Source organism: Flavobacterium tegetincola DSM 22377 (assembly GCF_000425485.1).
Taxonomy (GTDB): Bacteria; Bacteroidota; Bacteroidia; order Flavobacteriales; family Flavobacteriaceae; genus Flavobacterium; species Flavobacterium tegetincola.
In genome coordinates this window covers 143916-160974 of sequence record NZ_KE384383.1, presented here as the reverse complement: position 1 = coordinate 160974, position 17059 = coordinate 143916, and the positions used below count along the sequence as shown (strand labels likewise).

The 17059-nt window shown below is 34.5% G+C and carries 13 protein-coding genes; all 13 read left to right on the top strand.

The annotated features are described in order from the left end of the window. Nucleotides 1-208 precede the first annotated feature (208 nt). The 13 genes from H602_RS0110385 to H602_RS0110320 all read left to right on the top strand — a co-directional run bounded on the left by H602_RS0110385 (nucleotide 209) and on the right by H602_RS0110320 (nucleotide 16872). Nucleotides 209-5560: a T9SS type A sorting domain-containing protein gene (locus H602_RS0110385; protein WP_026977932.1), complete on the top strand. Its 5352-nt coding sequence runs from the start codon at nucleotides 209-211 to the stop codon at nucleotides 5558-5560. Nucleotides 5561-5788: 228 nt separating this feature from the next. After that, a complete protein-coding gene (locus tag H602_RS0110380; protein ID WP_026977931.1) occupies nucleotides 5789-6292 on the top strand; it encodes a GreA/GreB family elongation factor in 504 nt (167 codons plus the stop codon). An 863-nt stretch (nucleotides 6293-7155) separates the two neighbouring features. Next, a complete protein-coding gene (locus H602_RS20225; protein WP_211224082.1) occupies nucleotides 7156-7737 on the top strand; it encodes a hypothetical protein in 582 nt (193 codons plus the stop codon). Between the two features lie 155 nt (nucleotides 7738-7892). Beyond that, nucleotides 7893-8372 carry a hypothetical protein gene (locus H602_RS0110365; protein ID WP_026977930.1) on the top strand — a complete coding sequence of 160 codons (480 nt, stop codon included), beginning with the start codon at nucleotides 7893-7895 and terminating at the stop codon, nucleotides 8370-8372. A gap of 364 nt (nucleotides 8373-8736) precedes the next feature. Next, nucleotides 8737-9291, top strand: coding sequence for an REP-associated tyrosine transposase (locus H602_RS0110360; protein WP_026977929.1), 555 nt, complete (start codon nucleotides 8737-8739; stop codon nucleotides 9289-9291). A gap of 438 nt (nucleotides 9292-9729) precedes the next feature. Beyond that, a complete protein-coding gene (locus tag H602_RS0110355; protein WP_026977928.1) occupies nucleotides 9730-10365 on the top strand; it encodes a hypothetical protein in 636 nt (211 codons plus the stop codon). A 491-nt stretch (nucleotides 10366-10856) separates the two neighbouring features. Further along, a complete protein-coding gene (locus tag H602_RS0110350; RefSeq protein WP_026977927.1) occupies nucleotides 10857-11078 on the top strand; it encodes a hypothetical protein in 222 nt (73 codons plus the stop codon). A 443-nt stretch (nucleotides 11079-11521) separates the two neighbouring features. Beyond that, nucleotides 11522-12184 carry a 3,4-dihydroxy-2-butanone-4-phosphate synthase gene (gene ribB, locus H602_RS0110345; protein ID WP_051224378.1) on the top strand — a complete coding sequence of 221 codons (663 nt, stop codon included), beginning with the start codon at nucleotides 11522-11524 and terminating at the stop codon, nucleotides 12182-12184. Then, on the top strand, nucleotides 12185-12760 hold the full coding sequence (locus H602_RS0110340) for a Crp/Fnr family transcriptional regulator (RefSeq protein WP_026977925.1): 576 nt from the start codon (nucleotides 12185-12187) through the stop codon (nucleotides 12758-12760). Between the two features lie 21 nt (nucleotides 12761-12781). Then, nucleotides 12782-13525: a hypothetical protein gene (locus H602_RS20220; RefSeq protein WP_211224080.1), complete on the top strand. Its 744-nt coding sequence runs from the start codon at nucleotides 12782-12784 to the stop codon at nucleotides 13523-13525. 75 nt (nucleotides 13526-13600) lie between these two features. Then, the gene (locus H602_RS0110330; RefSeq protein WP_035759430.1) at nucleotides 13601-14290 is read left to right on the top strand and encodes a metallophosphoesterase family protein; all 690 of its coding nucleotides are present in this window, start codon (nucleotides 13601-13603) and stop codon (nucleotides 14288-14290) included. A gap of 233 nt (nucleotides 14291-14523) precedes the next feature. Beyond that, nucleotides 14524-15078 (top strand): LURP-one-related/scramblase family protein, encoded by a 555-nt coding sequence (locus H602_RS0110325; protein ID WP_026977923.1) that lies wholly within the window; start codon nucleotides 14524-14526, stop codon nucleotides 15076-15078. Between the two features lie 390 nt (nucleotides 15079-15468). Next, on the top strand, nucleotides 15469-16872 hold the full coding sequence (locus tag H602_RS0110320; protein WP_157505029.1) for a hypothetical protein: 1404 nt from the start codon (nucleotides 15469-15471) through the stop codon (nucleotides 16870-16872). Nucleotides 16873-17059 lie beyond the last annotated feature (187 nt).

Sequence of the window (17059 nt, the reverse complement as noted above, 5' to 3'; positions counted from 1 at the left end):
GGATGAGTATAGTTCAGAATAAAATATCTATTATTATATTTTTTAAATAAAAAACAATTAATCATAACTGTTTATTATAAAATTATTTGCCGATTTAATAAAAAAATACTACATAACTAAACAGCCCTAATTTGTTAAATACTTGATTATCCATTGATTAATGAATAGTTTTAACTATTTTGCACTATTATTAATTAAAAACTTTACCATGAAAAAATTTACTTTACTGGGTATATTGCTAACTCTCTTTACAGTTGGTAGTTACGCTCAATTTGGTTGCGGTTCAGCGGTAGTGCTTACAAATGGGTTCACCCAGAATGGCATTACTACCCCTGGAAACGGAGGCATCCAAGACTGGAATGAAAACCCCACAGGCACATCGATTACTGCTTCGTATTGGGATGATGACGTTTACATGTTTCAATATACAGCTGGAACCGTAGATGAATCAATATCTATGACCACCTTTTCAAGAAGTTCTTGGAACGGAATCGGTATTTTTTCCACTTGTACGGGAACAACCTTCTCTGGAGAATTAAGTGCTCAAGGAACTACAGGAGGCAACACCACTAAAACAGTAAGCGCTATAGTAGCTGCTGGAACTACTGTTTACATTGCAACAGGACAATGGGGAACACCAGACAATTTGGATTTTGATGTTGTAAGTTTTACAGCCACTCCAATTACAAGTCCACCAAATTGTGATGCTGCTTTAACATCACCAACTAATGGAACTATGATGGCTCCCTTAAACGGAACGCTTACTTGGTCTGCGGCAACAGGAGCTCCTTCTTCTTACAAAGTCTCAATGGGAACTACTGCAGGCGGAACAGACATCTTGAACGCAGTTAATGTTGGAAATGTACTTACATATAATGCAGGTGCATTACTTCCTGCTACAACGTATTACGTTAGAATTGTAGGAACAAACACGAACGGAGACGCAACAAACTGTACAGAATACAGCTTTACTACTTGCGGACCGAACACGGAATTTTTCGAAAATTTTGATACTTCTGTAACAGGATCTACAAATCCAATGCCCAACTGTTGGGAACGTGCAGGAAATGCAAGCGTATATATCACTTCTGGTAGTGTAGCGCCAAATTCTCCAGCAAACCGTTTGTATATGTCTTCTAATGGAACTGCAACTACACCTACGCAAGGTTTCGCAATTACACCTACACTATCTAATTTACAAGCAGAATCACACCGTTTGAAATTTAAAGCGTATTGTTCTACAACAGGTAAAACAATGGAAATAGGATACTTTACAGATATTGCTGACTTAAGTACTTTCGTAACTGTACAAGTAATTACGTTACCAGGTTCTGTTCAAAGTACTACACAAGAATTTAGTGTTGCACCAACTTCTGTTCCTGCAGGCGTAAATAAATTGGCCTTTAGAAATAATGCTCCTACTGGTTCAACAACCGTTTACATTGACGATGTTGCATGGGAACAATTACCTGCTTGTGCGGATATAGTAACCGTTCAAACACAAACGTTTAACAGCAACTCTGCTACCATCAACTGGGAACCAGGTGCTTCAGAAACAGCTTGGGAATATGTATATGCATTGAGCACAGTTACAGATCCAACTACGCTAACGCCAGTATCCGTTTCAAATAATCCACAAGCTTTTTTAACAGGATTACAATCTAATTCAACTTATAAAGTTTGGATTCGTTCTGATTGTGGTGCTGGTGCTTTAGGCAACTTTCCACAAAACCCACACACGTTTAAAACGTCTTGTGCACCTGTGACAGCATTTATTGAAAATTTTGACTCGTATACTTCAACGGGATCTGCTAATCCTTTACCGGACTGTTGGACACGTTTTGGAAATACTGGATCAAGCTATATTACTTCAGGTAGTACAACGCCACTTACTGCTCCAAACAGATTGTATTTAAGTGCAAGTGCTACTGGTGCAACAAACGGAATAGCAGTTTTGCCTCCTGTTTCTAATTTACAAGATGAAACACACCGTTTGACATTTAAAGCGTTTGCTACAGCTGCAGATAAATCATTAGAAATTGGTTATTTTGATGCAGAAGACGCAACTAACTTTATTGTTTTGGAAGCATTTGAAATGCCTTCAACAGCAAATTCAAGTGCTACAGCATTTACTTACGAGCCTCAATTTGTGAATGATGGTGTAGAATCTCTTGCTTTTAGAGTAAACGGAAATGCTTTTACAGGTACAACTACAATCTATATCGATGACGTAGTATGGGAACCAATCCCTTCTTGTCCAGATGTTTCTGAGATTGAAATCGCTAATTTAGGTGCTGACACAGCAGACATTACTTGGTTTCCAGGTGGTTCTGAAACAGCATGGAAATATGTATACGGACCAAGTACAGTTACAGATCCAACTACTTTAGTTGCTGTAGACGTTACTAATAATCCTTACATCACTTTAACGGACTTAACACCTAATACATCATACAAAATTTGGATCCGTTCCAACTGTGGTACTGGTTCTTTAGGTTTTTACTCTGACCCAATTACGTTTACTACATTATGTGCTACCGTTACGGCATTTTCTGAAGACTTTGACAGTTATACTGCAACAGGTTCTTCTAACCCATTACCAGATTGCTGGGTACGTGCTGGAAATGGATCAACTTACATCACTTCAGGTGGAGCTACTCCAGGAACGCCTCCAAACAGATTGTATATGTTTGCAAGTGGTACAGCTACCGTTCCTTCTACTGCTATAGCTATTATGCCAGGCGTTTCCAATCTTGCTGATGGAACACACCGCTTGAAATTTAGAGCGTATGCAAGTACTACGGATAAAACAGTTGAAATTGGCTACTATAATGACGCTAATGATTTAAATTCTTATGTAGCGTTACAAACAATTAACATTGTTCCTACCACTGCTGCAACTGCTGCAGTCTATACGTATACTCCTACTTCTATTCCAAGTGGCGTTACTACTTTCGCATTTAAAAATACTGGATTGCCTGCTTCAACTACTTTATACATTGATGATGTATCTTGGCAACCAATTCCATTATGTCCAGATGTAAATGTTGTGACTGTTGGAAATACTACAAGTACTACAGCTGCGATCTCTTGGACTCCAGGAGGTTCTGAAACTGCTTGGCAATATGTTTACGGTTTGGAAACAGAAACTGATCCAAATACCTTAACACCTATCACTGATGTAGCAGACCTTGCGCAAGCTACTATTACAGGTTTATTACCAGCTACCACCTATAAGGTTTGGGTACGATCTGCATGTGGTACTGATTTAGGTGCATTTTCTACTGCAGCTAAGTTTACTACTGCTTGCGAGTCAGTAACTGAATTTTCACAAAACTTTGACTCAAGTGTTACTGGTTTTAGTAGTCCTATGCCAACTTGCTGGTCTAAAGCAGGTAATGGATCTACTTATGTAACTACGGGAGGAGCAACTCCAGGTTCAGCACCAAACAGGCTGTATATGTTTGCTTCCACTTTTACACCTTCTGAATCCTATGCAATTTTGCCTGCTGTTTCTAACTTGCAAGCAGATACGCACCGCTTAAAACTTACAGCGTATGCTTCAGCTACAGGTAAAAGTATTGATGTAGGTTACTTTACAAACAGTGCTGAAGTAACTAGTTTTGTGACAATACAAACATTAAATTTACCAGGAACATCCGCGTCTACTGCACAAATATTCACCGTTGAAAGTGATGCTATTCCTGCTGGAATAACAAAATTAGTAATAAGAGCCCTTCCTACTGCTAGTTCATCTCTAACAGTTTATATTGATGATGTAATTTGGGAAATGAAACCTTCTGTTGTACCGGTATGTACTACAAATATTGTAGCTACACCAAACGCAACTTGTGGTAATTTTGCAACAGCAATTTCATGGAATTCCACTACTGAAACAGATGGTTACTACTTAAACGTAGGAACTACAGCTGGAGGTACAGATGTAGCTAATAATCAAGACTTAGGACTTGTTACGAGTTACAACTTTATTGGAGCAGTAAACACCACATATTTTTACTCAATAGTTCCTTACAACAGTGCAGGTCCTGCAGCAGGTTGTACAGAGCAAACTTTTGTAACTGCACCGGACGGTTGCTTTTGTACTTCAGCACCTACAAGTAATGATGGTTCAGGAATTACTAATGTTCAATTGGCAAATCAAAATTTCCCAACTGGAGATGTAACTTACTTTGACCATACAGCTACTCCTGTTGATTTCTCTCAAGGAATTACTAACACTGTGAAAGTAACTTTAGCTACTGGATTTACTTACGGAACAAATGTTTGGATTGACTTAAATGACAACCTTACTTTTGAGGCAAATGAACTATTGTTTTCTGGCGAATCACTTAACACGAATCCATTTGTTCAAGATGCTAGTTTCTTATTGCCTGCAGATGCTCCTTTGGGACTACACAGAATGAGAATCGTTTCAACAGATATTGTTCAAGTACCTGCTGATCCATGTTACAGCGGTTCTTATGGGGTAACCTTAGAATTCACTATTAACGTAACGGCTATACCTACTTGTATTGCACCTGTTGGAGTTAGCGTAGACCCTACATCTGTAACGGTTGACAGTGCTAATTTAAGTTGGAGTGCTGCTTCAACTACAGCGTCTGAAGGATACGATTATTTCTATTCAACTGACGGAACTCAACCTATAGCAACCACTACACCTACTGGAACAGTAGCTGCTGGAGTTACTACTTTTAATGCAACGGGTTTAACTAGTTCTTCCATTTATAAATTTTATGTAAGAACGCGTTGTAGTACTACTGATTTTAGTGGTTGGTCTACAGCTGCTACATTCACCACATTGTGTGCTACTACTACATTACCATACCTCATTGACTTTGAAGCTGTATCAGTTCCAAACCTTCCATTATGTACTTCTAATGAAAACGTAGGGACAGGAAATGACTGGATAACTGCTACTTCATCAGCCAATGGCTTTACTGGAAAAGTATTGAAATACAGCTACGACTTCTCTAACGCAGCGAACACATGGTTTTATACCAACAGTGTTAATTTAGTTGCTGGTACAGCGTACACTATTTCGTATAAATACGGAAATGACTCATCAACTTACGTTGAAAGTTTAAAAGTAGCTTACGGAACTGAAGCTATCAGTACAGCGATGACTACAGTATTAGCAGACCATCCATCTGTATCAGGTGGAGTACCACAAACTAATCTGGTTTCGTTCACGCCAACGGTTTCTGGGACCTATATTTTTGGATTCCAAGCGTACTCAACTCAAAATGAATTGGGACTATTGGTAGACGACATCTTGATTGATGTAGCCCTTTCTAATGCTACGTTTGATGGAAATGCGTTTACAGCTTATCCAAATCCAGTAAAAAACACATTAACAATTCGTTACAACGAAAACATTAGTGATGTTGCTGTATTTAATTTATTAGGACAACACTTATTCTCAAGAAGCATTAATGCTACTGAAGGAAAAGTAGACATGTCTAACTTGTCAGCGGGAACTTACTTATTAAAAGTAACTAGCGGTGATAAAGTACAAACAATGAAAGTGATTAAAGAATAAACATCACGCTTCATTTAAAATTAAGGCTGCTCCAATTGGAGCAGCCTTTTTTAGTTATACATCTTTCCATATAACAGAATTCAGTTTAAATACACCTTACTATTTTGTTTACAATTTTCTGATTTTAACTTTAATTAGCATTTCAAATTCTATTAAGTCGTTTAAAATAAATAACTTTAATGTTGGAAACCAAAATTCACAGCGTTGAATTGCTAAAAAAAGCACCTTATGAGCAGAGGATTTGTAAAAGAAAATGACCAAGAAGAAATTCCAATGGTAACCCCACGAGCAGATTTACCTGCAAATGTGGTCAATTACGTTACTCCAGATGGACTAGATGCTCTTTTAACAGAAAGAGCCGCGATGCTTCATCAGTTGGAACACATTATCGCAATCAATGAAAATGAGCGACGCATTGCTATTAATTTTTTGCATGCCAAATTGGATTTGCTTAACGCTCGTATTGCTTCCGCAAAAGTGGTAGACTTGACCAAACAGCCCAAAGATGAAGTTCGTTTTGGAGCAACAGTTACGGTAGCCGTTAATGATCAAACCCAGCCCCAGCACTATCAGATTGTAGGCGTTGATGAAGCCAACATAAAGCAGCTTAAAATTTCGTTCATCTCACCGATAGCGCAATTGCTTCTTCACAAAAAAGTGGGCGACGAAGCCGTATTAAAATTAGCATCAAGAAGCAGAGTCTTCACGGTTCAGTCCATTACGTATGAGTAAAGAAGTCCAACGCAACTGCTCCAAGGAATATGAGTTGTAAAGTGCGGGTACAAACAAAATGTACATTTTTCATTTCACAAGAATTACAGCAGCCGGTGTCCTGGCATTTTTCAACTTAAAACTTTTACACTACTGCCAAAAGCACGACAGCACATCCGGACCTTTTTTTACTACAACTGCCATCAGATTTCAACTTCATTTATAGACCATACACCTTTTTTAGTGTGTATTTTGAAATAACGCGAGCCTCTTTCCCGTGCGCTTTTGCCGTAAAAAATAAGCACTTTTTTTTTCATAAAATCAAAGTGTGTACTTACGCCAAAAAATAGACGCCTTTGTCCCTTTTGGTGAAAATATGAAAGAAAAGTTTTACACCTAAAAAGGACTTTCTGATGAATTTAGCAAAAAATCAATGCGCTATAAGTCAATGATTTAAAAGCATGTTTTTAATCATCCCAGTTCGTCCTGACCAAGTTTCCGATTCGTCCTGACGAACTTTTGAACTGGTCAGGACGAAGCAAAAGTTTCGTCAGGTCGAATTGAAGGCCTGCCCTGTACTTCGAAATTTCCCAACCTAAAAACCAATAAAGTACCAAAAGCTTCGAGGTAAAATAAAACAGATAAATGTCTGTACTATTCTTCTGTTTTATTAATTTGTTCTTTGCTTTTGTGTTTTTTTTAGGTTTCCCAGTGATAAATTTTTAAAGTGTGTGTTCCGAGGAAGATGATGGCGAGTTGATGGACTGGATTTGTATTTGAGAGGGAATTGTTTTTTGTGGAGGAAATTTGTATATATTTGGGATTGATATAATAAGTTGTAGAGACTTTAGAATATTTAGTAGTTACCCAACATTTGAAAAAAAATGCGAACTGAAATTAAATATTTAGAACTTAAAAGCGGATTTTCTGGAAATGGTCCAGCTTGGATTGGACTTGTTTCCTTCTCAAAAAGCGGAAAAACAATTTACTTTGACGGAAAAGCATTTAAAAGTCTCGATGGAACTGGAATTAGCGGAAATTATTTTGACTTGGAAACTGGAGATGAATATTGGATTTCGGGAGTTAAAAAAGATATGTCTGACCGACACAAATTTGGCGGAGGAAAAATATTTGTAGAAAAACGGATTTTAAGTGAGTATTTGCAAATAGTTGGCAAATCGGAATTACTAAAAACCGATTACGAATTGACAGAAGTGGAAACTGAAAAGCCAATTGAAAGAATAAATGAACTTGAAAATAAATCACTCAAACCGACTGAATTTGGACAAGAATTATATTTCAAAGAACCAAACGAATTAAAAGATAACGAAATTGAACATTTGATTGCAGAATTAATTGAAGACGAGAAAAATGTTCAGTATAATAAAGCTCGTAGGAGTTATAAGAAAAAACGAATTGAATTAGAAGCGGAATTAGAAAAACGTGGAATAAAAAACGTTGGGTAACACCGTGTATAGTTAATTACTTGGTTAAAGACTACTTACGAAAATCCTCGCGGATTTTCTATTCGGTTTTTATTTGCTAACTTTAACGCTTATACCACGCAACTAACCATACACAAACACGAACGTTGTGCATAATTTGAGAAAAAACTCACGAAATGAAAAAAATAGTCGCAATTTTATTAATGTTTTTGGTGTTTATTTCCTGCAAGAATACACCGAAAAGCATCGCAGAAAACCAACTTTACTCTGAAACCTCAACCACTCAATCGGAATTAATAAAATCGGAATCCAATCAAACCGAATTAATTGTTCAAAAAATACTTGACCTTCCCAAACTTCAATGGATTTTTCATCCAGAGGTAAAAGAAAGATTACCAGTAAAAGTGTTGGAATCAGAACTGATTGAGAAAAATTTAAATCTAAATAAGTTCGGACAAAAAGTTAGAATACTATCAATGTCAGAATTAGAAAAAGAAGGAATTAAAGACTATGTAGTATTTGACAAGATAGTAATTGCAAAAGACACAAATGAATTTGAGCTTCATTATAAAATAGAAGGTGCAGGTTGTAATGGAAAGCTATTAAATGAAAACGGAAAATGGAAGGTTATCGATTATTCTGTTTGGGAAAATTAAAAAACGATGCACAACAGTTAAGTTTTCGTTGCGTTCGGAGAACGAACAGTGAAACCTATGTTGAACAACCTGTCCCGTTTTTTCTGGAGAACCGATAACATGACATCAACATATATGGAGTTATCGTAAAGCGTTTTTAAGAATATCGAGAGGATTAGATTATCCTCTTTTTTTGTCCAGTACAATGTGAGTGATTTTTTTAAGGATGGAATTATTGTACCCGATAGCGCGGATTTGCAATCCGTGCCCAATCCAACAGTCATTAATAATTAAGTAATTATTTTTAGCTTTTAATTAATTCGGTGTGATATAATTAAAGGAAGTAGCACCAAACACTTACATAAGTATAATAAATTTCTGCAATATGTCAACAAAATATAAAGCTACTACAACAGAAGAAGCCTATTTTATTACAATAACCACAGTGGGTTGGATAGACGTTTTTACAAGGCTCAATCAGAAATATATTATAACTAATGCTTTGCGTTATTGTCAGGAAAATAAAGGTTTAGAAATTTATGCTTATGTGATAATGAGTAGTCATATTCACTTGCTGTGCAAAGCCACTAATAGTTTTATACTGTCTGATGTTATTAGGGATTTTAAAAAGTTTACTTCAAAAAAGATTATAAACACTATTATTGAAGAGCCCGAAAGTAGAAGAGAATGGATGCTAGCGTATTTTAGAAAATCGTGTGAACATTTAAAAAGAGACCAACATTATAAGGTGTGGCAAGATGGTTATCATGCCGAACATATTTATAGTAATTCATTTATAAAACAAAAGGTATCCTACATTCATGACAACCCTGTGAAGGATAAATGTGTATCGTTACCTGAAGATTACTACTTTAGTTCTGCTCGAAATTATGCGGGTTTGGAACATGAAATTGAGGTGATTTTATTAGATTTGTTTTAACGTTGTGGGCACGGATTGCAAATCCGCGCTAGCGGTATTATTGTTCGGGAACTGGGTTATATTTACTTCAAAACAAGTATAGATAGAAAATTGACAACAATGATTTGAAAGGGATTCATTCTATCAAACAAAAAAACCTTAAAATTGCTGCAGTTTTAATTGACCCTTGGGCTAAAAATCCAGCAATATGGGAATTCAATATTTAAACTTTTGAATATCAAAAAATAAAATATTTTTATGATTACAAAGATTGCGTATATAGTGCTATTGTAATTTGGTAAAAATTGAAAAGCACAATGTAAAATAACGTGTGTATGTAATTGCTTATAATCGGCTGCTTACTATATTTGCATTTTAAACACGGCACTAATTCTGTACAAACACGTTGCCAGAAACCATAAAAAAACCTATAAATAAGATAAACTTTATTAATAAAATATGACTAGAATTATTACAATTAGCTCACTTTTAGTTTTAACAGCACTTTTAAATAGCTGTGCTTCGGGTTACAAAAAAATAAATCCTGATACAATAAATTACGCATCAAGAAATATTGAAAAAAATATTTTATTGGAATACAAATATGATTTGTTGGATAAAAAATATAAAAAGAAAGAAACTAAAAATAATATCAAACTTGTAGCAGTTAAAATTACAAATAAAACGGATAGAGATATTTTACTAGGACGCGATTTTAAACTTGTGTATGAAAACGGAAATGAAGTGATTTTGATTGAAACTGAAAAGCTGTTTAAAACAGTTAAACAAAGTCCGACATCTTATTTATGGTATTTATTATTATCCCCTGTTCAAATATTTTCTGGAACGAATACTACAACTAATAATGGTTATACGGAATCTAAACCAGGAAACTCCTTTCCAATTGGTTTGATTGTTGGTCCAGGATTAGCTGGTGGAAATATTATAGTGGCAAATTCTGCTAATAAAAATTTCAAAAATGAATTAAGGCAATTCGATATTCAAAATAAAATTATATTGAAAGGTGAAACTGTTTATGGGTTAATTGGTACAAAATATGATAGCTATGATTCTATCACAATAAAAATGCGATAATGGCATCTACCAAAACGCTTAAAGTACGAAATGAGTAGGAATTCATCTTTTGCAATTAAGTAAGCAAGCAAATAGCTAAAATTATTTTAAATTAAAGATTTTGAAGAAATTGACATGAATTATTAGTAATAACTGCCTACAAGCTAAGGTTTCATTGCGTTCGGAGAACGAACAATGAAACCCGATAGCGCGGATTTGCAATCCGTGCCCAATCCTAAAATCATTAAAAATTACGAAATTATATTGAAAATATGATCAACACGTCTTGGTCTTATTAAAGCAAACAACAGCCAAGATTACGTTGCGTTTGAAGTACAAATTGTGAAGTCTTAATTGAGCAGAACTCCTTCCCTATTCTATTGAAGTCAAGTAACAAGTACTTGGAGTGAGTTTAAGAGGAAAGAAGGTATTTGTCATAAACAAGTAATTGCTAACGGTCCGTTTTTACCAGAAGAGAAAACAAGTAAATTGGTATCTAAAACCAAAATATAATGAACAGATTTTCTTATTTTAAAGTGACGTTTTTATCACTTACTGCAGGGCTATTTGTAGGTATCTTCCTTTACGGATTGTTTGATGTTGATTTTTCGGATCATCAAGCATTGATCAATTTGTTATTTAAATCTTTCGTGACGGCAATTATCACTGGGTTGCTACTGGGACTATTGAATATGTTTTTTAAAATTGGTAATTTCAAAAAGAAAGCCAATTAGTTCTATCATTTTGGAGTTCAACGGCAATTTGTCTGTGATGATATAGTGGCAGTTAGCAAAATACTTTTATTGATTATAAATGTGTTGACGGAAATAATATAGAATGTACCGCTCGATTTTTAAGGTATTCAAAATCTTCCAAAAGTGAAATGGGGGAACTACTTTACATTGTATACCCTAACGTTACTAATGTTTATAATTTAAGTAGCATTGAAAATTTAAAATATAATTGACAGTTAAAGCTTCGTTGCGTTTCTAAAACTAACAATGAAGCTTTTGCTATTCGGAACTCCTACTCTATTCTACTGGAGTTGCATTATAATTGACTCCCAATTACTATAAAAATCAACTTGCATTTTTTGAAAACAGCTTCATTTATTGACTTACATCAAATAATTTTGCTTGAAACAATGCTAGTTTTGCGTTTCTAAAATTTATTTAAAATGGAACTAGCAGAATTAGATACGATACAAATGACTACTACCGAAAGTCAAGAACGATTAGAGCAAGCATTAATTCATCTTCGAAACGGAAATGGCGTTATCTTGACGGACGACAAAAACAGAGAAAATGAAGGCGATTTAATTTTCTCGGCTCATAACATGACCAATGAACACATGGCACTTATGATTAGAAAATGCAGCGGTATTGTGTGCCTTTGTTTGACTAATGAAAAAGCCGATGCATTGGAATTGCCTTATATGGTAAAGGAAAACACGAGTAGTTTTCAAACTCCTTTTACAATTACTATAGAAGCAAAAAAAGGGGTGACTACGGGAGTTTCTGCCAAAGATAGATTGACTACTATTAAAGCGGCTTGTAATGCAAATGCTAAAAGTACTGATTTGGCAAAACCAGGTCATATATTTCCGTTGAGAGGTAATGACAATGGCGTCTTAGGAAGAAAAGGACATACTGAAGGAAGTATTGATTTAATGAAACTAGCAGGTTTAGAACCGGAAGCTGTTCTTTGCGAATTAATGAATGATGACGGAACAATGGCGAATTCGGACACCATTGCAGCATTTGGAAAAGAGCATAATTTGCTGGTTCTTTCTATACAGGATATTATGGATTACCGTAAATTTGTGAGAGACTATATATAAATGACAAACTACGCTGCACTTACTTGTTTTATCAAAAAGAATATCAATATTGAAGAGGAAGACTTAACAACTATCCTGTCCTACTTTCAAATTATAAAGAAAAAGAAGCATGAAATTTTGCTTCCGCACGGAAAAGTGAGTGAGGGTAGTTATTTTGTAAATAAAGGTTGCTTACGGTTATTTTTTATTGATGATAACTTGAAAGACGTTACGCGTTATATTGCATTTGAAAATCAATTTGCTACAGCACTTGTTAGTTTTATAACCAATGAACCTGCTACAGAAACCATCCAAGTTGTGGAGGATAGTGAACTTTTGTACATTACACACGAAGATTTTAGGCATCTTATGACAATTATTCCGGTATGGAAGGATTTTTATAGTACCTATTTAGAGAAAGCTTATGTGAATAATGCAAAGAGACTTATGTCGTTTACCACCTTAAATGCTTCAGAACGATACAATCAGTTGTTTCAAATAAACCCTGATATTGTGAAGCGGTTGCCCAATAAAATAGTAGCTTCTTACATAAATATATCACAAGAAACTTTGAGTAGATTAAAGTCTAAAATTTAATAATCCAAATAAGCCTAAACTATGAAAAATATACTTCTACTCGCTTTATTCTTAATTAGTAGTTTCACTTATTCGCAAACGACTGTGGGAAAATCAGTACCTGAAAACAAAGAGGATAAGTTGCTTTTGACGATTTTTTTGAAACACGATCAAAGTAAAAACATCGATGAGATTGAAAAAATAAAAACGGATCAGGGCTTTTATGAAAATTTTCCACCAGAAGACGTTTCCGTTGTGGATTGGTATGTGGTAATGGGAATTGGTCAAATGGTGGTATTAGAACTTCCCGCTTCCAAATTAAGAACGGTGAATGTGGCACTTGAAAAAACAGCTTGGAAAGCTTTTACTACAGAATTTTATACTACTTACAATCTTTATCCTATCATAGAAAATAAGTTAAAAAATAAATCAAAAGTAGATCTTAATTCCAAAACTAATGCTGAAAAATCGAATGACAAGTTGCTAGTCACTGTCTTTCTTAAGCATGATCAAAGTAGAGTTTTGAGTGAGATTGAAACGATAAGAACCAATCAAGGATTTTACGAAAGTCTCCCTCCAGAAGGTGTTTCTGTGGTAAATTGGTTTGTGGTTATGGGACTGGGTCAGATGGTTGTTTTGGAACTTCCTGCTTCTAAATTAGCTGCGGTAAATTTGGCTATTGAAAGAACGGCTTGGAAGGCTTTTTCAACAGATATTTATCCCACTTACAATTTATACCCTTTCATAGAAAGTAAATTTAAAAATAAGTCGAAAGTAAATTACTAGCATTTCATTGCTTATCCACAGTATAACACACTCACTTTACGACTTTAGTTACACGGTATCAAAATAAAAATAATTATGGCAATTTATGCAATTGGAGATATTCATGGCAGTTTAAACGCATTGGAAACTATTTTTCAGCAAGACTTAATAAAGGAAGACGACAAAGTAGTTTTTCTTGGAGATTACGTTGATAAAGGACCTGATAGTAAAGGCGTTATTGATTGGTTACTAGAAAAAAGTAAAACATTTGACTTCGAATTTATTCGTGGGAATCATGAAATCATGATGACACGAGCCAAAACTTCTCCTGAAATAATTGATTATTGGCTTGGAGCTTATGGAGGTTCACTTACCTTAAAGTCCTATGGAATTGAGTATAACGAAAATTGGATGAATCAAATAGAGCAAGAACATTGGGATTTTATTGATTCGTGCTTGCCTTATTTAGAAATTGGAGCCAATATATTCGTTCATGCAGGACTTGAAGAAAACAAGAGGTTAGAGGAACAAGATGAGCATCATTTATTTTTCAAGAAATTTGAAGAAGCCCAGATCTATGATGCAGAAAAAACAGTAATTTGCGGTCATACTGCTCGAGTAAATGGACAAATTGCCGATTTTGGTCACACCATTTGTATTGATACTTTCGCACACGGAGGAATGTGGTTGACGTGTTTAAATGTTGAAACGGGCGCGTTTTTGAAAGCCAATAATGAAGGAGAGATAGAACAAGGAAAATTAGAAAAGATGCAGTTCATCTCTTAAAATAAATAAAATTAGATCGCAGAAGTTGGAGATAAAAATTTGACTATAATCCTAAAAGTGTTCAAAGCTAAAAAACATATAATTATTATTTGTGCTACCTTTTTTAAAAGAAATTCGCACGCTATTTTCTGATCGGTTTATAGTGTGTAAATCATTGTGCACTATACCCAACTATCTTTATTTAAGCTTGTTGACGATAGCCATGTGGAAAATAGCAGTAAAATACAAAGTTTATGATCATTGATATTAACCAAAATAAAATTTCAAATGGTGATAATTACATAATTTTCACTAACGAAAAACAAACGCACTCGGCTTCCACACAATCATTCCCTTTTCTTTCAGAAGTAAATTTATTTGAAGACAATGCTAAAAAATCAAAGCTTACACTAAAAAAGCGGTTTGGTTGGTTCAAAACAAAATATGATATCTACCGAAATGGAAGTAAGCCATTTGAATATAGAACCGTCAACTTGATAAAAAATCACAATAAATGTCAAGTTGGAAATGATTTTTATGAAATTTACGGGCACAAAGGAAGGAAATACTCCATCTTTAAAAATAATTTGCAAATTGCCTATTGGGACAAAAGTTATGCAACATGGTTTAACGCCGGTAACTTCAAAATAATTGCCGATAATGATTGTGACTATGAACTTGTCATTTCTTTTTGCTTAATTAATGATAACAGTCCAGGAACCAATAATGGGAATGCTCTAAATTTTGACGTAGGGAAATTTGGCCCCGAAGCTAAAAAATTTGATAGTAGTTGGAAGCCAAAAATCTAAACAGAAATGCTAGCAAACTCCAAAAGCTTCGTTGAATTTGCAAGCAGAAAGATGATACTTCCAGAATAGATTACTTTTAAAAATCCATTTGGAAATTATAAGTTTGGAAGATTACAGAAGTAAATGCATGAGCTAGAACACCCATTTTTCCAAAATATAAAAAGTATTTCTTCTGATATAATTATACTAATTCCGATACAGTGAACTGTAAAAAGGAATTTCAGCACTCTCCTATTTTCCATTATTAAATGTTAGTGATTTCTTAAACACAGCCCTTATTTTTAAAAAATTGGTTTACATTTACGTTATAAAAAAGTTAGAAAAGCTACTTTGCAAGAGCTAGCAAAAAATCTAATTCTACTAGGATTACATCCTCATAATACTATTCAAATGCGTCTAAAACACCTATTGCTCTTACTGTTTTTATCCTTGAATTTAACCGCTCAAGAGCGCTATCAAAATATCAAAGAATACGTTGAAGCATCTGTTAAAGACTATTCAAAGTACGGAAAAACAAATACCCAATTAAATACTATTATTTCAAACTTCAATACATCTGAAAAGATAGCATTAAAGGAGTTACAGAAAACCAATGTGGGCATTTGCATTGTGCTTTCGGAAGATAATCCTGATCTAATAATTTCTCCAGCAAAGTATACTTTTGAGGACGATAAAGTAAATATTTCGGGAATTGGTCCTCAAAATCCAAGCGAATTACCGGATTACATGACCGAGTATGTAGATAAATATCTTACTGAATTTGAAGGCGTGGGTAGCACTACATTATTTCAAAAACTTCTTTCCAAGAACATTACCACCGAAGGAGTAATTACAGAAAATAAAACAGAGACTGTTGTAAACGAACCGAATACACTTTCTTTTATACGAGGAAACGACGATTGGATGTATATTATAAGTATTGATAATGAATATAAAAGTTTATCCAATCCAAGGATTATTGTGTACTGCTTTAAAAAATCTATTTCAGGAGATGATATTTTTGACTTGAACAATTCGCTGCAAGATGCCGAAACTAGAAGAGACATCAAACAGACTGCTAACGAGAAAAACAAAGAGGATTATCCACTTTACCACGATTATAGAATTGATGATTTGAGAGTAGGTCTGCAACAACTATTAAAATACGAGCCTTATAAATCAAACAAAGAGCTAATGAGTCACGCTAAAAAGTTTAATGAAAAATTGGACCGCTTCAGTATTCGAAATTATGAGAAAGAACTTAATTATTTGGTGGATCTGCCCATCCCTGAAGCGTTTTTAAAAGAGCATTTTGCTGACCATCCAATTGGCGATTATGAAGTAGAAAACATAACGCATTTAGCCGCTCATGGCTTGGGTGATATTTATTTTTCAAAAGGGAATTATGCGCTTGCAAAAACATTTTACACCAGAGCAATTTTTACCAACCCATTAATCGTTTCAAGTGGAACCACTTTTATAAAAGATGTGGACAGAACTATTTTCGACCTTGCAAAAAATGCCTATAAAGCCAAGAAGAAAGATGAAGCTTATGCCTTCATGATTGCATTGATGTTTGAAAGCAACATAAATCCCCAAAAAGAAATTACTGCTTATTTTAAAGAACAAAATGAAGATAAAAAACAGTTTAAGAAAGATTTAGACAAAGCATTAAAGACAATTAAAGAAGGCAAAAATTACAGTTACACCTTTACATTTAGAGGGAATGATGCTTTTTTTATTCCAATGTTACAAACTCTTGTAAAATCGTATGCAGAACAATTTAAAGAAAATGCATTTTATAAATCATTATAATAATTACTTCAAAAACTCCGACTATTTTAGTTCAACATGAATTTTAAGCCGTCGATGCGATTAAAGTTAGCATCAGGATTTAATTTAGAATAATACTAAAGCCTTTCAACTTTTGCAAAAGCGACTTAATACTTATCTACCTTCCTTGACTGCTTCAAAAAAAACAAGAAGGACCAAGCAACCTTAT